The sequence below is a fragment of the Paraburkholderia sp. 32 genome, from assembly GCF_050435345.1.
Taxonomy (GTDB): Bacteria; Pseudomonadota; Gammaproteobacteria; order Burkholderiales; family Burkholderiaceae; genus Paraburkholderia; species Paraburkholderia tuberum.
The window spans coordinates 1,355,988-1,372,038 of the sequence record NZ_JBNDKD010000003.1 but is presented as its reverse complement, the minus strand read 5'-3'; the positions used below and the strand labels follow the sequence as shown (position 1 = coordinate 1,372,038).

The 16,051-nt window shown below is 66.0% G+C and carries 15 protein-coding genes and 2 tRNA genes; 3 read left to right on the top strand and 14 right to left on the bottom strand.

Annotation, left to right across the window (positions count from 1 at the left end; all coding sequences use genetic code 11):
• The 5 genes from fumC to OKW26_RS28915 all read right to left on the bottom strand — a co-directional run bounded on the left by fumC (position 1) and on the right by OKW26_RS28915 (position 6,497).
• The gene (fumC, locus tag OKW26_RS28935) at positions 1-1,398 is read right to left on the bottom strand and encodes a class II fumarate hydratase (protein ID WP_429355932.1); all 1,398 of its coding nucleotides are present in this window, start codon (positions 1,396-1,398) and stop codon (positions 1-3) included.
• 15 nt (positions 1,399-1,413) lie between these two features.
• Positions 1,414-3,138, bottom strand: coding sequence for a phospholipase D family protein (locus OKW26_RS28930; RefSeq protein WP_429355931.1), 1,725 nt, complete (start codon positions 3,136-3,138; stop codon positions 1,414-1,416).
• 128 nt (positions 3,139-3,266) lie between these two features.
• Positions 3,267-4,226: a ketopantoate/pantoate/pantothenate transporter PanS gene (panS, locus tag OKW26_RS28925; protein ID WP_429335094.1), complete on the bottom strand. Its 960-nt coding sequence runs from the start codon at positions 4,224-4,226 to the stop codon at positions 3,267-3,269.
• A 342-nt stretch (positions 4,227-4,568) separates the two neighbouring features.
• Positions 4,569-5,984, bottom strand: a complete 1,416-nt coding sequence (locus tag OKW26_RS28920; RefSeq protein ID WP_090801226.1) for an MATE family efflux transporter — start codon at positions 5,982-5,984, stop codon at positions 4,569-4,571.
• Positions 5,985-6,278: 294 nt separating this feature from the next.
• A complete protein-coding gene (locus OKW26_RS28915; protein WP_013090085.1) occupies positions 6,279-6,497 on the bottom strand; it encodes an RNA-binding S4 domain-containing protein in 219 nt (72 codons plus the stop codon).
• 339 nt (positions 6,498-6,836) lie between these two features.
• Here OKW26_RS28915 and OKW26_RS28910 point away from each other — a divergent pair, with 339 nt between their 5' ends.
• Positions 6,837-7,355 carry a hypothetical protein gene (locus OKW26_RS28910; protein WP_429355930.1) on the top strand — a complete coding sequence of 173 codons (519 nt, stop codon included), beginning with the start codon at positions 6,837-6,839 and terminating at the stop codon, positions 7,353-7,355.
• Between the two features lie 53 nt (positions 7,356-7,408).
• Here the strand turns inward: OKW26_RS28910 and OKW26_RS28905 are convergent, their stop codons facing one another.
• Positions 7,409-7,633, bottom strand: coding sequence for a hypothetical protein (locus OKW26_RS28905; RefSeq protein ID WP_429357188.1), 225 nt, complete (start codon positions 7,631-7,633; stop codon positions 7,409-7,411).
• Between OKW26_RS28905 and OKW26_RS28900 the strand changes: the two genes are divergently transcribed.
• Entirely contained in the window at positions 7,597-9,792 is a 2,196-nt protein-coding gene (locus OKW26_RS28900) for an ATP-dependent helicase (protein ID WP_429355929.1), read from the top strand. The two genes, OKW26_RS28905 and OKW26_RS28900, sit on opposite strands and share 37 nt — an antisense overlap.
• A gap of 89 nt (positions 9,793-9,881) precedes the next feature.
• On the opposite strand, the gene OKW26_RS28895 is transcribed toward OKW26_RS28900, so the two are convergent.
• The 8 genes from OKW26_RS28895 to fdxA form a co-directional block, all read right to left on the bottom strand.
• Complete coding sequence (locus OKW26_RS28895) at positions 9,882-10,652, bottom strand: DUF4088 family protein (RefSeq protein WP_429355928.1); 771 nt, start codon at positions 10,650-10,652, stop codon at positions 9,882-9,884.
• A 335-nt stretch (positions 10,653-10,987) separates the two neighbouring features.
• A complete protein-coding gene (locus tag OKW26_RS28890; RefSeq protein WP_187612389.1) occupies positions 10,988-11,311 on the bottom strand; it encodes an AzlD domain-containing protein in 324 nt (107 codons plus the stop codon).
• Positions 11,308-12,069, bottom strand: coding sequence for an AzlC family ABC transporter permease (locus OKW26_RS28885; protein ID WP_429355927.1), 762 nt, complete (start codon positions 12,067-12,069; stop codon positions 11,308-11,310). Before OKW26_RS28885 ends, OKW26_RS28890 begins: the two co-directional genes overlap by 4 nt.
• A gap of 178 nt (positions 12,070-12,247) precedes the next feature.
• Positions 12,248-13,090, bottom strand: a complete 843-nt coding sequence (locus tag OKW26_RS28880) for an AraC family transcriptional regulator (RefSeq protein ID WP_429355926.1) — start codon at positions 13,088-13,090, stop codon at positions 12,248-12,250.
• A 120-nt stretch (positions 13,091-13,210) separates the two neighbouring features.
• Positions 13,211-13,687 carry a CreA family protein gene (locus OKW26_RS28875; protein ID WP_429355925.1) on the bottom strand — a complete coding sequence of 159 codons (477 nt, stop codon included), beginning with the start codon at positions 13,685-13,687 and terminating at the stop codon, positions 13,211-13,213.
• A 159-nt stretch (positions 13,688-13,846) separates the two neighbouring features.
• Positions 13,847-13,922, bottom strand: a tRNA-Asn gene (locus tag OKW26_RS28870).
• A 61-nt stretch (positions 13,923-13,983) separates the two neighbouring features.
• Positions 13,984-14,059, bottom strand: a tRNA-Asn gene (locus OKW26_RS28865).
• 118 nt (positions 14,060-14,177) lie between these two features.
• Complete coding sequence (gene fdxA, locus OKW26_RS28860; RefSeq protein ID WP_090801209.1) at positions 14,178-14,501, bottom strand: ferredoxin FdxA; 324 nt, start codon at positions 14,499-14,501, stop codon at positions 14,178-14,180.
• A 291-nt stretch (positions 14,502-14,792) separates the two neighbouring features.
• Between fdxA and pncB the strand changes: the two genes are divergently transcribed.
• Positions 14,793-15,989 carry a nicotinate phosphoribosyltransferase gene (gene pncB, locus OKW26_RS28855; protein WP_429355924.1) on the top strand — a complete coding sequence of 399 codons (1,197 nt, stop codon included), beginning with the start codon at positions 14,793-14,795 and terminating at the stop codon, positions 15,987-15,989.
• Positions 15,990-16,051: the final 62 nt, after the last annotated feature.

Genomic DNA, 16,051 nt, shown 5'->3' with positions numbered 1-16,051 from the left:
TCATGCGGTGCGTCCGACCATATCCTTCGGTCGCACCCACTCGTCGAACTGCTGCTCGGTGACATAGCCGAGCGCCAGCGCCGACACCTTCAGCGTCGTGCCTTCCTTGTGCGCCTTCTTCGCGATCTGCGCGGCCTTGTCGTAGCCGATGTGCGGATTGAGCGCCGTCACCAGCATCAGCGATTCGTTGAGCAAGGTATCGATGCGCTCGTGATTCGGCTCGATGCCGGCCGCGCAGTTGTCGTTGAAGCTGTGCGCGCCGTCGGCGAGCAGGCGCACCGACTGCAGCACGTTGTGCGCGATCATCGGACGGAACACATTGAGCTCGAAGTTGCCGCTCGCGCCGCCGATGTTCACGGCGACGTCGTTGCCGAACACCTGCGCGCATAGCATCGTCAACGCTTCGGACTGGGTCGGATTGACCTTGCCCGGCATGATCGAGCTGCCCGGCTCGTTTTCGGGGATCGACAGCTCGCCGAGACCGCAGCGTGGGCCGCTCGCGAGCCAGCGGATGTCGTTGGCGATCTTGTTCAGGCTCGCGGCCACCGTTTTGAGCGCGCCGTGCGCGAATACCAGCGCGTCGGCGGCTGCCATCACCTCGAACTTGTTCGGCGCCGACACGAACGGTAGACCGGTCAGCTTGCCGATCGCGGCGGCGACGCCGTCGGCGAACTTCGGGTGCGCGTTCAGTCCCGTGCCGACCGCAGTGCCGCCCTGCGCAAGCTCGTACAGATGCGGCAACGCCGACTCGACGTGCCGGATGCCGTGCTCGAGCTGCGCGACATAGCCCGAGAATTCCTGGCCGAGCGTGAGCGGCGTCGCGTCCTGCAGGTGCGTGCGGCCGATCTTGACGACGTCGGTGAACGCTTTCGCCTTGCCGTCGAGCGTGTCGCGCAACGTCTTCAGCGCGGGCAGCAGATGCTTGACGATGGCATCCGCGGCAGCCACGTGCATCGCGGTCGGAAACACGTCGTTCGACGACTGCCCGCGATTCACGTCATCGTTCGGATGCACCTTGCGCGCTTCGCCGCGCTCGCCGCCGAGCAGCTCGCTCGCGCGGTTCGCGATCACCTCGTTCAGGTTCATGTTGGTCTGCGTGCCCGAGCCGGTCTGCCAGACCGCCAGCGGAAATTCGTCCGGATGCTTGCCGTCGATGATCTCGTCGGCCGCCTGCATGATCGCGTGGGCCTTCTGCTCGTCGAGCACACCGAGGCCGAGGTTGACCTCGGCGGCCGCGCGCTTGATCACCGCGAGCGCGGTGATCAGCTCGGGCGACTGCTTTTCCGTCGAAATCTTGAAGTTCTGCAGCGAGCGCTGCGTCTGCGCACCCCACAGGCGGGCGTTCGGCACCGCGATTTCGCCGAACGTGTCGCGCTCCATCCGTACGTCTTCAGTCATGGTTGACTCCGCTTCTCAAAGTTCCGAGTTGACAGGCAATAACGAGAATAGACCCGTTAGCGCATTCCGGTAAAAACCGGCCTGCGGATCGAAAATGTAGGTGCGTGTCTGGCCGTTCTCGACGTCGGTCCAGACGAGCGGCGACAGGGGCGCGCCGATCGAGCGCAGATAGGCGAGCTGGGCCGCGTCGGCGAGCGTCACGTGGTAGCTGTGATCGGGCTGGATGGCACGCTCGAAGATGTTGGCGACCTGATTCGCGAGTTCGGGGCTGTGGATCACGAGTGCGAGCTCGGTGTTCAGATTGGCCGAGCGCGGGTCGAGGTTCATCGAGCCGATGACGAGAATCTGGTGGTCGATCACATAAGTCTTCGCATGCAAACTCGCGCGCGAACGCGAGCCGACCAGCCCCACGTTCGGCGTGTCCTGGTATGACCTGAATTCGTACAGTTCGACGCCTGCCTTTAGCAGCGGCACCCGGAACGGGCTGTAGCCGGCCTGCACGGCGACCGCGTCGGTAGCCGCGAGCGAGTTGGTCAGCACTGCGATGCGGATGCCGCGGAGCGTGAGCTCGCCGGCCGCCTGCACGCCCGATGCGTGCGGCACGAAGTAGGGCGACACGATCAGGAAGTCGTGCTGCGCGTCGCGCATCAGTTCGCGCAGCCGCGCGAGCGGCGGGCTCACGTAGTCCGGCGACGGATGCGCGATCTTCTCCGGCAGGTCCGCCCTGAATTCCGCACCCGCCCACGTGAGGCCGAGCTGCTCGCTCGTAATCTGCGCGGCGAGCGGCGTCGCGTTCAGCGGTTTCGCGTTGTACGGATCGGCATGGGTGCGCCAGTGGTGGCGCAGGTCGTCGCGCGTCTGGTCGAGTTCTTTCTGGTCGAATTTCTGCTTGTTCAGCGCACGCAGCGGATAGGCGAGGTCGCTGTTCCAGTAGTCGTCGAAACTCGCTGAGACGTCGGCGACGATCGGGCCCGCCGCGAGCACGTCCATGTCGCGGAACTGCAGCGTTTCGCTGGCGCTGAAGTACTCGTCGCCAAGATTGCGCCCGCCGACGATCGCGAGCTGGTTGTCCGCGATCATCGCCTTGTTGTGCATGCGGCGCGTGAAGTGGCCGATCTGCGTGAATACGTTCGTGGTGCGCTCGAACATGCCCTGCTGGGCGCTGCCGAACGGATTGAAGACGCGAATCTCGATGTTGTCGTGCGAGTTCAGCCCCGCCATGATGCGGTCGATGTCCTTGAAGTTCAGATCGTCGACCAGCATGCGCACGCGCACGCCGTGATCGGCCGCATACAGCGCGGCGCCGAGCAGCAGCTTGCCGGTGGTGTCCTCGTTGGCAATGTAGTACTGCATGTCGAGGGTTTTGGTCGCCGCGCGCGCGAGCGCGATGCGCATCTGCAGCGCGTCGGTGCCGTTCGCCAGCACGCAAAAGCCCGACTGCTCCGGATGCTTCGCCTCGAACGGCGCGAGCGCTTCGCGCAGCGGCGTATCCGCGGTGGCGGGGAGTGCGTGCGTGAGCTGGCGGTCGAACGCGGTGGCGGGCGGCTTCGTCGCGCAGGCGGTCACAAATGCCGCCGCACAGCAGAGCAGGAAAAATTGCCTCGTCGTGCTGACTATCGAATGGCGGCGCGCGGTTCGCCGATGTTGTTCGAATTGGCCCTGCACGCTGTTTTCCCCCTTGTTTTGCAAGCTTTTCGCGTGGCGACAGCGAAGGCCTGCGCACGCTGTCGAGAAAACCATTCTAAGGGAATTGGGGCGCGTGTTCGTCGTTCGTCCGCAAACGCAGCAGCGTGCCGCGCGTCGGTCGGGAGCGCGCCGCGGTTCGGTGATCCATCACCTGATGCGAACCGCGGCGCGCCGACGCTCTATCAGACGCGCCCGGCGCGCAGCGCGCGCTCGCCATCGGGATGGGTCGAGCCTTTCGCCGGGCGACCCGCCCACACTCCCGCGAGCAGCGAGCCCGACAGGTTGTGCCAGACCGAGAACAGCGCACCCGGCAGCGCGGCGAGCGGCGTGAAGTAGAGCTTGCCGAGCGTCGCGGCGAGACCGGAGTTCTGCATGCCCACTTCGATCGCGAGCGTACGGCAGACGGCTTCGTCGAAACCGAGCAGACGGCCGCCCCAGTATCCGCCGAGCAGGCCGATGCCGTTGTGCAGGATGACGCCGACCATCACGACGAGGCCCACCGACGCGATGCTCTTCTGCGTGCCGCCCACCACCGCGCCGATGATCAGCACGATCGCGACCATCGACACGAGCGGCAGGATCGGTTCGATCTTGCGCACGAGCTTGCCGAACAGATGATTGACGACGAGACCGACGACGATCGGCAGCGCGACTATCTGCAGGATGCTCATCAGCATGCCGTGCACGTCGACGACGATCGACGCGTCGACGTAAAGGCGCGTGAGCAGCGGGGTCGCGAACACGCCGACGAGCGTCGACAGCGCGCTGATCGTCACCGACAGCGCGACGTCGCCGCGCGCGAGATAAATCATCACGTTCGACGCGGTGCCGCTCGCGACGCTGCCGACCAGCACCATGCCGGCGGTCAGCTCGGGCGGCATGCGCAGCGCCCGGGCGATGACCCACGCGGCGAGCGGCATCACGAGGTAGTGCAGCACGATGCCGGCGATCACCGGCGCGGGCCGCGAAAACACGCGCAGGAAATCGCCGGCCGACAGCGTGACGCCCATCGCCAGCATGATGATCGTGAGGAGCGTGGTGACGTGCGGCGCAACGCCGGAAAACGAGGCCGGCGAGAAGTACGCGGCGACCGAGACGAGCACGGCCCAGAGCGGGAACAGGCGGGTGACGCGGGCAAGCATGGCGGGTGGTCCTTGGTTATGTTGTATCGCGGGAAAGTGGGGCTGCGGCGCGGCCGGGTGTCGGCTGACGGCTGGCGTTGCGGCGTTTGCCGCGCCAAAGCGGGTGAAGCGGCTACGGCAAGCGCCATGTCGAAAGCGCGGCAAAAACGGGCGGCCAATTGAAGCCGCACGCGAAGCGGGCAATGGTGAGCGCGCGAGCGGCGCCAGTCCGGCGCCTGCCTTCGTGAGGCGCGCCGTCGTGCGGTTCGTGGCGCGTGAGCGCGGGTTAGCGCTCGCGTGCCGCGGCGGCCATTTTACCTTTTACAGGGAGTGCTTCAGGAGTGGGGCTTGCCGCTACTTCGCTCAAACCGAGCGCGCGGGCGGCGTGGCCGATGCCGCCGTCGGCGCCTGCCGCCGGCTCAGCCTGTGAAAACGCAGCGTCATCAGCAGCGCGACGCTCGCAAGACCTGCGGCGAGCCCCCACCACAAGCCGCGCGCGCCGAGGCCGGCGTGAAACGCGAGCAGATAGCCGGTCGGAAAACCGATCACCCAGTAGCCGAACGCGGCGGCGATCATCGGCACGCGCGTGTCCTTCAGGCCGCGCAGACAACCGGAGCCCACCGCCTGCATCCCGTCGACGATCTGGAAAATCGCCGCCACGCCGAGCAGCGAACTGGCGAGCGCGATGGTCGGGGCGTTGGCCGGGTCGTCCAGATGCAGATACAGACCGACGATCCAGTGCGGCGCGGTGATCAGCACGAGGCCCGACATCGACATGAAGCCGACGCCGAGTGCGAGCGCGACGAAGCCCGCGTGGCGCGCGGCGAGCGGCTGACCGGCGCCGGCCCAGTAGCCGACCCGCACGTTGGCCGCCTGGCCGATCGACAGCGGCACCATGAACGCGACCGACGCGACGTTCAGCGCGATCTGATGCGCGGCCAGTTGCGATTCGCCGAGCAGGCCGACCATCAGGCCAGTGGCGAGGAACAGCGTCGACTCGACGCCGTAGGTGATCGCGACCGGCCAGCCGATGCCGAACAATTCGCCCATCAACGGCAGCTTCGGCCGCGTCGCGACGACGAAATGGCGGAAGCGCGGCCGCAGATGCAGCAGCGCCATCAGCACGAGCGCGGTCAGCCACACGGTGATCGTGGTCGCGGCCGCCGAGCCGAGAAAACCCAGCCGCGGCAGCCCGTACGCGCCGTGGATGAGCCCGTAGTTCAGGAAGCCGTTCACGCCGACGCTCGCGATCGACACCCACAACAGGCGCCGTGCCGCGCCGATCGCCGGCAGAAACGAGCGCATCAGGCCGACGCCGATCAGGCTCGCGGGTGCGCCCCAGCGCAACACCGCCGCGTATCGGCCGACGTTGTGCGCGAGCAGGCCCGGCTCGCCGACCGCGAGCAGGATCCTCGACGCGAACGACAGCAGGATGAACGCCGGCACCGACAGCAGCACCGACAGCACGAAACCGGTCCAGTAAATATGCGGTACCCGGCCGTCGTCCCGCGCGCCGCGCGCGTGCGCGACGCTGACGCTGACCGAGGTCAGCACGCCCTGCAGCAGCGTGACGACGACGAAAAAGAGGTTCGCGCCGAGGCCGCCGGCGGCGAGCGCATCGGGGCCGAGCGAGCCGAGCAGGATCGTGTCGGTGACGCTCATCGCCATTTGCGACAGTTGCGCGATCGCGAGCGGCGCGGCGAGCCGCGCGGTGTCGGCCGCGTGGCGGGATAGGGTCGGTGGCCGGCTGGCCGCGCGAGCGAAGCTGGGTTGAGTCATCGAATGCCTGACGGCGAAAAGTGGCAGCGGTGGCAACAGCGGTGGCGTCAGCGAAAGGCGGGCGCGAGCGGCGCCGCATTGCATCTCGCCGCGCGCTCCGACGGGCGTTGGAGCGGCCGGGCAGCGGACGGGAAAAAACCGCGACACGGCGCCGAGCCGGTCAGCCGACTCCTCGCCCGTGGCGCGGTCCGTCGTTTACCTGTCGAAACCGACAGCTTATTGCCTCCCCCGGCCGCTGTCGATGGACGACGCACAATTCTGGTGCGTGCCGTCCTGCGATTTTCCGGACTGCCGTCAGCCTTCGTGGACCGCGATCCGCGTATCGCCGAGCAGCACGACCTGGCCCGCGCGGATCTTGCAGGTCTTACGCGTCTCGACCCGGCCATCGACCATCACGGCGCCGTCGGCAACCATCATTTTCGCGGAGCCGCCACTATCCGCGAGGCCCGTGATCTTCAGCAGATTGTGGAGTTCGACGTATTCGCCGGTCAGCGTGAAATTGAGGTTGGGCATGACGTTTGCACCTTTGGGCACGGGGTCGCGTTGGGGTTCGCATCATAAAGCAAGCGCACCCGGAGCGGCGGCGCGGCCATCCGGCGAGCCCTTCGCGCAAGCAAATGAAAGTAGATGTTATTCAGTTGTCGGAAAGTGAAACGTTCCGTAACGCTGGTCGCACCGGACGGATTTCACTCCTAGAGTGCAGTTCAGCAGCAAAGCCCGCTGGCTTCCGGGATCGCTCCCCAGCCGCCCATCCAGCGACGCACAGACCGGACGAGGCGCGCGCGACGTTCCGTCATCACGACGCCAGAGAGTCCGCCCGTGTCACAACAACTCCATCCAGAGAGGATAGCCATGACCCAGATTCGTTCGCTCCTGATCGGTACCGCCCTCACTGCCTTTGCCGCGACGGCGGCCATTGCGCAGACCGCGCAGCCGGCAGCAGGCATCGGCGCTCAGGCGCAGATCCAGAGCCAGGGCGTCGCCGACATGGCGCCGCCGTCCGCAGCTGGCGCCCAGCGCATGCAGGTGGCGCCTTCGACGCAGGGCATGCAGCAAGTCCCGGGCGCACCCGCCGCGCAAGGCGTCGAGGCGCCGCCGCCGGCTCGTTTGACGGCTTCGGGCTCCACCGACCCGCTCGTGCAGAAGCGCGACGCCGACGCGAAGGCCAACGCCGAGTATCGCGCGGCCAGGAAGTCCTCGAAAGCGGAATTGAAGGCGGAGCAGAAGGCCGCGAAGGACCAGTACAAGGAGCAGGTGCGCGGCGCGAAGCTGAACCAGAAGGCGGACAAACAGACCGCCAATAACGAAATGAAGATGAACATGGAAGGGCAGGGTGCCGCGCAGGGCGACGGCGCGGACGTCAAGCACTAAGCCCTGCTGGATGCCGCGGCGCGCGGGTCTGCGAGGCTCGCGCGCCGCGGGCGTCAGGCGAAGGCCGACAAGAAAGCCGCGCTCGCCCAGGCGAAAGCGGACAAGACCAAAGCCGACGCGCAGGCCGACGCCGACAAGGCCAGCGCTGCTGCCAACCTGAAGGACGCGAAGAAACAGTAGTGCGCGGCGTAGACCGGCGGATAGGCGCCCGAAAAAAGGGGCGCTTGTCGCATGAGGTTGTATGGATATACAGTGTGCGTCGCATCCTGAAGATCCATCCAACCCGCGAAACCGATCAGTGTCCACCGTCGCCGAATCCGCTCCGTCGTTCGATACCGCCGCCTGGCTAGCGAAGCTCAACGACGCGCAACGCGAAGCCGTCGAATACGGGACCGACACGCCGGACGCGCTGCCCGGCGCACTGCTCGTGATCGCGGGCGCCGGCTCCGGCAAGACCAACACGCTCGCGCACCGCGTCGCCAATCTGGTGGTGAAGGGCGCCGATCCGCAGCGCATCCTGCTGTTGACCTTCTCGCGCCGCGCGGCGCTCGAAATGATCCGCCGCGTGACCCGCATCGCGGGCGCCGCGGCCACTACCGTCGGCCCACGCGCCGCGCTCGCGCAAGGGCTCACGTGGGCGGGTACCTTCCATAGTGTCGGCGCGCGGCTGTTGCGCGAATACGCGGATCTGATCGGCCTCGCGCCCGCGTTCACGATCAACGACCGCGAAGACTCCGCCGACCTGATGAACCTCGTGCGCCACGAGCTTGGACTGTCCGCGAAGGAGCGGCGCTTTCCGGCGAAGGGCACCTGCTTCGCGATCTACTCGCGTGTCGTCAACACCGGCGCATCGCTCGGCCAGGTATTGGACCGCGCGTTTCCGTGGTGTCGCGAGTGGGAGGGCGATCTGCGCCGGCTGTTCGCCGCATACGTCGACGCCAAACAGAAGCAGAGCGTGCTCGACTACGACGATCTGCTGCTCTACTGGTCGCACATGGCCGCCGAGCCCAGCATCGCGGCCGATCTGTCGGCGCGTTTCGATCATGTTCTGGTCGACGAATACCAGGACACCAACCGCCTGCAGGCGTCGATCCTGCTCGCAATGAAGCCGGACGGCCGTGGCCTGACCGTGGTCGGCGACGACGCGCAGTCGATCTATTCGTTTCGCGGCGCGACGGTGCGCAATATCCTCGACTTTCCCACGCAGTTCGAGCCGCCCGCCAGGCAGGTCACGCTCGAGCGCAACTATCGCTCGACCGAGCCGATTCTCGCCGCGTCGAACGCGGTGATCGAACTCGCGAGCGAGCGCTACACCAAGAATCTGTGGACCGACAAGGCGTCGGCGCAGCGCCCGCGTCTCGTCACGGTCGCCGACGATGCCGCGCAAGCTCGCTACGTCGTCGAGCAGGTGCTCGAGGCGCGCGAGCAGGGCGTGAAGCTGAAGTCGCAGGCGGTATTGTTTCGCGCCGCGCATCACAGCGCCGCGCTCGAGATCGAGCTCACGCGCCGCAACATTCCATTCGTCAAGTTCGGCGGGCTCAAATTTCTCGACTCGGTGCATGTGAAGGACGTGCTCGCGGTGCTGCGCTGGGCCGAGAATCCGCGCGATCGCGTCGCCGGCTTTCGCGTCGTGCAGCTGCTGCCGGGCGTCGGCCCGGCCACTGCGGCGAAGGTGCTCGACGACATCGTCGCGCGCGCGGACGGCGGCGATCCGGTCGCGACTGCGGGCGGTGTGCTGGCCGCGTTTGCGGCGCCCGCGCGCACGCAGGAAGACTGGCATCCGTTCGTCAAGCTGATGTCGAGCGTGTACGGCCGGCAAACGCCGTGGCCCGCCGAGTTCGAGATGGTGCGGCGCTGGTACGAGCCGCATCTGGAGCGCAATCACGAGGACGCCGCGATCCGTCACGCGGACCTGCTGCAGATGGAAAGCATCGCGGGTACGTATCCGTCGCGTGAACGCTTCCTGACCGAATTGACGCTCGATCCGCCCGACGCGACCAGCGACGAATCCGGCGTGCCGCTGATCGACGAGGACTACCTGATCCTGTCGACGATCCATTCGGCGAAGGGTCAGGAGTGGCGCAACGTGTTCGTGCTGAACGGCGTCGACGGCTGCATTCCGTCCGATCTCGGCACCGGCAGCGACGAGGAAATCGACGAGGAGCGGCGCCTGCTGTACGTGGCGATGACGCGCGCGAAGGAAGACCTGCACATCGTCGTGCCACAGCGCTTTTACGTGCACAACCAGACGCATCTGGGCGACCGCCATGTGTGGGCGTCGCGCACGCGCTTCATCGCCACCCCGATGCTGCCGCTGTTCGACGCCTATGCATGGCCGCGCATTGCGGTGGCGAGCGCGCCGAGCGCGGCGGGGCTCGCCGCGGCCGCGCAGGCGAAGATCGAGATCGCGGCGAAGCTCAGGAAGATGTGGGATTGAGCGGCTAGCACCGCGCGTTGGGATCGACGCGCGGGCAGGGGGCGCGTTGATCCGACGAAGGGACGCGCGCCGCGCGGGTCAGTGGAAGCTCAGCGCGACTGCCGCTGCTGTTGCTGCGCGACCGGAGGCGGCGGCGGCACGAAGAAATTGCGCAGCCATGCCGCGAGCCGCGAGAACACGTCGTACGGCTCCTCGACGAAAATCTCCGGCTTCAAGAGCCGCAGATACTCCATGATCTGCTGCGCTTCCTGCTTCTGGAACGTGCCGTGCGAAATGCCTAGCCGCAACAGCCCACGCAGTTCGCCGAGCTTCTCGCGCGCGGTGCTGCCCACGCTCATCTCGCACGCGACCTTCGCCTCGTAGACGCGCTGACGCAGCGATTCGACGAGCCGCCATGCCGGCGTCTGCATCACTTCCTCGAGCGCCTGAATGTCCTGCACCGTGCTCTTGATCTGCGAGGCGAGGGGGTCGACCAGCGTCGCGTCGCCTTCCGCCTCCTTGACGATTGCGGCGGCCCAGTCGCGGCATTGCTTGGTGAGCTCCTCGGGCGTCCATTCCGAGCGCGCCGCGAAACCGAACCCGAACTCGCCCGCCTGCCGCATCAGGATCGACACGACGTCCGGGAATTCCTTGTCGAGCGTGCGTTTGGCCCACGCGTACTGGCCGCCTTGCAGCATCCGCTGTACCGCGTGCTCGGTGAGCGGCACCATGTTGTCGAGCAGCTTGGCGCGTAAGAAATCCTCGAACGACGGCGTCGCGAACTGCGGATCGAGCTTCAGCGAGACCCGTAAAAAGGCCTCGAAGTCCTTGCGCAGCGACGCGACGGTCTCGTCCTTGAGCTTCAGGGTGATTTGACCCATGTGTTATCCCGTTTAATGCGGCCGCGCGCGGCGCGCCGTCGCAAGATCGCCCGGCCGCTCGCGGACCGAGGCGATGCGACGCCGGTTGCCGACGCGCTTGATTCCAGCCTGTTGCCGCGTAACCAGCGGGACGACTCCCGATGAGCGGACCTCGACTGCATATCGGCGGGGTGGCGGGAAACTTGAGGGCGGCCCGGCGACGCGCGGGCGCTTCGGAGGGAAGCTTCGGGCAATGGCCCGCTTGGGAGTCGCTTGAACGGGAGTGCGCGGCCCGCGACGCGGCGAGGTGTCGACGGGACCGCTGATGAGTCGATGAGCGTAGAGACAGGGCGCGCTTACTTCAGCACCACGCACTGCCAGACGAAGAACACGCCTAGACCGACTGCGATCGTCAGCAGCGGCCGGCGCGTCAGCGCGCTAACGACGATCGCGGCGAGCGCGCCGACCAGCTGCGGATTGCGCCAGTTCAGCTCGGCGTTGTTGCCGTGCGGCGACACGGCCATCGGGACGATGATCGCGGTCAGCACGGTGACCGGCACGAAGCTAAGCGCGGTGCGCAGAAGCGGCGGGAACACGAGCCGGTCGCCGAGCACGAACACGGCCGCGCGGATCAACCACGTAATCGCGGCCATGCCGACGATCAGAACGACGTAGTTCATCGCGCGGCCTCCACGGGACGGCGCGCACCACGCAGGTTCAGACGCGACATCGACAGCAGCACACCGACCGCGACTCCCGCGAACACTGCGCCGAGCAGGCCGAGCTTATACGGCCACGCCTGCCAGAAAAACGCCAGCGCGCCGGCGGTGACGGCCGCCGCGGTATAGCGCAGCGCGACCAGTTGCGGCACGACGATCGCAATGAACGTCGCAACCATCGCAAAGTCGAGACCGAGCGACTGCAGGCCGGGGAAGGCCGAGCCGAACAGCAGGCCGGCGACGGTCCATAGCTGCCAGTTCAGATACATCGCGACGCCGGCGCCGAAGAAGTAGTACGGGCCGACCGTGCCCGGCTCGCGATGCCGGTAGTGCTCCCACGCGACCGCGAAGACTTCGTCGGTGAGCAGCGCGCCGAGCGCCCAACGCCAGCGCTTCGGCAGATGCGCGACGTGCGGTGCGAGCGTCGCGCTATACAGCACGTGACGCAGATTGACGACGAGCGTGGTCGCCCAGATCACGGCGAAGCTCGCATGCCCGGCGATCAGGCCGAGCGCGATGAACTGCGCGGAGCCCGCGAAAACGACGAGCGACATCAACTGGCCGTGCCACAGATGCAGCGGGCTGGAGGTCACGAGCGTGCCGAAAATGACGCCGAACGGCGCGGCGCCGACCATCATCGGGATGATGTCGCGCGCGCCGGCGGCGAATTCTTTGAGATGGCCGCCCCGGGTGGGCTGGCCTTGGGTGGAATCGGTCAATCTAAGCCTCCTTGATGTCGGAAGCATAGCGGCTGACCGGCGTTCGGACTTGTACGTTCTTGCGGCGGGTTGCGGATGGGGTGCTACGGTGTAGCGGGGGGATGGCTGATGACGGGCTGACGGATTGCGGCGGCACGCTCACGGCGCGCGGTGCAGGCGCCGGCGGTGCCGCATCGCGTTACGAACCGCGCTGCGTTCCTTGCCATTGGCCCGGCGGCACGCCGAACATGCGCCGGAAATGCCGCGTGAAATGGCTCTGATCGGTGAAGCCGCTCGCGGCGGCGACGTCGGTCACCGGGACGCCGGCGCGCAACGGCGCGAGCGCGCGCTGCAGGCGCACCTGATTGCGCCACGCGTGGGGCGGCAGGCCGGTCGATTGGGTGAATAGCCGCGCCGCGTGGAACGGCGACAGACCCGCTGCCTTCGCGACCTCGGCGAGCGTCACCGGTTCGACGAGGTCGCCGGTCAGACGCTCCTGCATCAGTGCGACGCGAGTGTCGTCGGTGGCGACGCGAGCGGTGGCGGGGCGCGTCCGCGCATAGCGGACCAGCAACGTGGACAGCGCGTCGAGCATCGCGGTTTCGGCGGCGAGCGCGTCGTCGCCGGCTTCGAGCAGACGGTGGGCGTGCGCGAGCCGCGTCGCGAGATCGGAATCGCGGATCACGCCGGGCGCGAACCACGGTAAGGCCTGCGGCTTGCCGGCGACTTCGTCGGCCAGCGCGCAGAGGAACCCGACCGGCGCGTACATCACGCGATACCGCCAGCCCGCCTCGACCGCCTTCGACCCCGTGTGCAACTCGCCCGGGTTGATGACCGGCACGCTGCCCGCTTCGGCGACATGGTGCTCGCCGTTATACCGATAGCATTCCGCACCCGCGACGATCACCGGGATCGTGTAGGCGTCGTGCCAATGCGGCGCGAACTCGTGATCGTGATATTCGGCGGTGAGCAGATCCGCGCCGGGCAGTAGCGGCGTGCGCCAGTAGCGGGCGGAATCGCGGAAACGAGGGGTGGCGGTCATGACGAAAGTCTGGCTGGACCGGTCAGTTTAACGCGTCGTTGTCGGGGACGGCGGCGGGTGTGCAGCGCCGCGCCGCGTGCCGCGGGTGCCGTCAATTGCCGGTACTTGTCCTGACTTGCCTTACTTGACCGGAATCGTCGTGCCAGTGGGCATCGGCACGGCGCTCACGCTGTTTTTCGCGCTGCCGCTGACGACGCGGTCGCTGTAGGTCAGATAGACCAGGGCGTTGCGCTTCGTGTCGACCACGCGCACCACGTGCAGCGACTTGAAGATCAGCGACATGCTGACCGAGAACACGTCGTCCTTCTGCTTGACGGGGCCGGTGAAATGCAACTCCCCGATCTGGCGGCACGCGATCGACGCCTCGGTCGGATCTTCGGCGATGCCGAGCGTGCCTTTGACGCCGCCCGTCCGCGCCCGCGACACGTAGCAGGTGACGCCTTGCACGATGGGATCGTCATAGGCCTCCACGACCACGCGGTCGGAGCCGGTAACGTGAAAATTCGTATTGACGCTGGCGATTTCTTCGCCGCGCGCCGAAGAAAGCAGCAGGGCGCCGACGGCCGCGAGCGCGATGCGTAGCGAGGTGGATTTCATGAGCGTGCCGGTTGAGTGTCTGGAGTGGGCCAGCGCCAGAGCGGGGCGAAACGTGCGCCGTGAAGTCGCCATCGTATAACGGCGCGCGGCGCGCGTGAGGCTGTCCATCGTGGCACAAAAACAAAAAGGCCCGCATGGATGCGGGCCTTTCAAATTTTTTGGCTCCTCGACCTGGGCTCGAACCAGGGACCTACGGATTAACAGTCCGGCGCTCTACCGACTGAGCTATCGAGGAACAGCAGTACAACTTGATCTACATAAAAAAACCCGTCTGATTAACGGGCTTTTGCAATTCTTGGCTCCTCGACCTGGGCTCGAACCAGGGACCTACGGATTAACAGTCCGGCGCTCTACCGACTGAGCTATCGAGGAACAGAACAACAACAGCAGAGAAACGAAATTTTAGAGGCAGCTGAAACGTCTGTCAATACCTCGGCGTTCATCCTGATACTGAATCTGAACGGCCAAGGCAGGTGACAGGCGGCCGCGCTCAGCGCGCGAGCAGCGCGAGCTTTTCCTTCACATCCTTGAATTCCTCGGCTTCCGGCAGCGGTGCCTTGGTCTTCGTGATGCTCGGCCACGCTTTCGCCAGGTCGGCGTTCAGCGCGATGAAGTCCTGCTGGTCTCCCGGCACGTCTTCTTCGGCATAGATGGCGTTCACCGGGCACTCGGCCACGCACACGGCGCAGTCGATGCATTCATCGGGGTCGATCGCGAGGAAGTTGGGACCTTCGCGAAAGCAGTCCACCGGGCACACATCGACGCAGTCGGTATAGCGGCACTTGATGCAGCTTTCGGTCACAACGTGAGTCATTCAGGCAGCTCCTGCATGCGGAATCGGGGAGGGCGCGGACGCCAAAAACACTATTGTAACGTAACGTCAACAGGCGCATAAAGCATCGGGCCGTGCGTCTTATATGTTTTTGTGATTAGTTTATGGGGTGCCGCGAGCGGCCGCGCAATGGCGGCGAAGGCCCGGTGGCACGCTGGATGCGGACGCATTCGGGTAACATGCATCAGGTTGGCGCGCCGCTCGGCTCAGCGCGTCCGTTGCAAGGGTGCAGTGAGCCCTTTTCGTTTTTTCAGCGGTCCAGTTCGTACCATCATGACTATTACTTCGCTGCTCGATACCGATCTGTACAAGTTCACGATGATGCAGGTGGTGTTGCATCACTTCCCCGCCGCCAACGTGGAGTACCGCTTCCGCTGCCGCACGCCGAACGTCGATCTGGTGCCGTACGTCGACGAGATTCGCGACGAAGTGCGCGAGCTCTGCGAACTGCGTTTCACCGACGACGAACTCGACTACCTGCGCCGCATGCGCTTCATCAAGGGCGACTTCATCGAGTTCCTCGCGTTGTTCCATCTGAACGAGAAGTACATTTCGATCACGCCGTCGCCGAAGGGCAATGGCGAAATCGACATCGACATCAAGGGGCCGTGGCTGCATACGATCCTCTTCGAAATTCCGGTGCTCGCGATCGTCAACGAAGTCTATTTCCGCAACACCCAGCAAACGCCCGACTATCACGTAGGCCGTGGCCGTCTGCTCGACAAGATTCAACTGCTCGGCGCTCGTCCGGAGTTCGCCGACTGCAAGATCGCCGATTACGGCACGCGCCGCCGCTTCTCGAAGCAGTGGCACGAGGAAGTGATCCTCACGCTCAAGGACGGTCTCGGCGAGCAGTTCGCCGGCACGAGCAACGTCTTCTACGCGATGAAGCACAGCCTGACACCGCTCGGCACGATGGCGCACGAGTACCTGCAGGCTTGCCAGGCGCTCGGTCCGCGGCTGCGCGACTCGCAGATCTTCGGCTTCGAGATGTGGGCGAAGGAATATCGCGGCGACCTCGGGATCGCGCTCTCCGACGTGTACGGCATGCAGGCGTTCCTGCGCGACTTCGACATGTACTTCTGCAAGCTGTTCGACGGTGCTCGCCACGATTCCGGCGACCCATTCGACTGGGGCGAGCGCCTGCTCAAACACTACGAGGCGAATCGTTGCGACCCGCGCACCAAGGTCCTCGTCTTCTCCGACGCGCTCGACATCCCGAAGGTGCTGCAGCTATACGAGCGCTTCCGCGGCCGCTGCAAGCTCGCGTTCGGCGTGGGCACCAATCTGACCAACGACCTCGGCTACAACCCGCTGCAGATCGTGATCAAGATGGTTCGTTGCAACGGTCAGCCGGTCGCGAAATTGTCGGACTCGCCGGGCAAGAACATGTGCGAGGACAAGGCGTATCTCGCGTATCTGCGCCAGGTGTTCGGCATCGCGCAGCCGGAAGAAGAGGCGGCCAGGTAGCGCGCTTTGCGGACTGCTTTTCGGTTCATCGCCTGACCATGATCTGCTCGCGTTCGGGGTTA

What these genes read in the sequence shown, in the direction of transcription:
- fumC (WP_429355932.1), bottom strand. Translation starts at nt 1,398, where the DNA reads ATGACTGAAGACGTACGGATGGAGCGCGACACGTTCGGCGAAATCGCG.
- OKW26_RS28930 (WP_429355931.1), bottom strand. Translation starts at nt 3,138, where the DNA reads ATGGTTTTCTCGACAGCGTGCGCAGGCCTTCGCTGTCGCCACGCGAAA.
- panS (WP_429335094.1), bottom strand. Translation starts at nt 4,226, where the DNA reads ATGCTTGCCCGCGTCACCCGCCTGTTCCCGCTCTGGGCCGTGCTCGTC.
- OKW26_RS28920 (WP_090801226.1), bottom strand. Translation starts at nt 5,984, where the DNA reads ATGACTCAACCCAGCTTCGCTCGCGCGGCCAGCCGGCCACCGACCCTA.
- OKW26_RS28915 (WP_013090085.1), bottom strand. Translation starts at nt 6,497, where the DNA reads ATGCCCAACCTCAATTTCACGCTGACCGGCGAATACGTCGAACTCCAC.
- OKW26_RS28910 (WP_429355930.1), top strand. Translation starts at nt 6,837, where the DNA reads ATGACCCAGATTCGTTCGCTCCTGATCGGTACCGCCCTCACTGCCTTT.
- OKW26_RS28900 (WP_429355929.1), top strand. Translation starts at nt 7,597, where the DNA reads ATGGATATACAGTGTGCGTCGCATCCTGAAGATCCATCCAACCCGCGA.
- OKW26_RS28905 (WP_429357188.1), bottom strand. Translation starts at nt 7,633, where the DNA reads ATGGATCTTCAGGATGCGACGCACACTGTATATCCATACAACCTCATG.
- OKW26_RS28895 (WP_429355928.1), bottom strand. Translation starts at nt 10,652, where the DNA reads ATGGGTCAAATCACCCTGAAGCTCAAGGACGAGACCGTCGCGTCGCTG.
- OKW26_RS28890 (WP_187612389.1), bottom strand. Translation starts at nt 11,311, where the DNA reads ATGAACTACGTCGTTCTGATCGTCGGCATGGCCGCGATTACGTGGTTG.
- OKW26_RS28880 (WP_429355926.1), bottom strand. Translation starts at nt 13,090, where the DNA reads ATGACCGCCACCCCTCGTTTCCGCGATTCCGCCCGCTACTGGCGCACG.
- OKW26_RS28875 (WP_429355925.1), bottom strand. Translation starts at nt 13,687, where the DNA reads ATGAAATCCACCTCGCTACGCATCGCGCTCGCGGCCGTCGGCGCCCTG.
- fdxA (WP_090801209.1), bottom strand. Translation starts at nt 14,501, where the DNA reads ATGACTCACGTTGTGACCGAAAGCTGCATCAAGTGCCGCTATACCGAC.
- pncB (WP_429355924.1), top strand. Translation starts at nt 14,793, where the DNA reads ATGACTATTACTTCGCTGCTCGATACCGATCTGTACAAGTTCACGATG.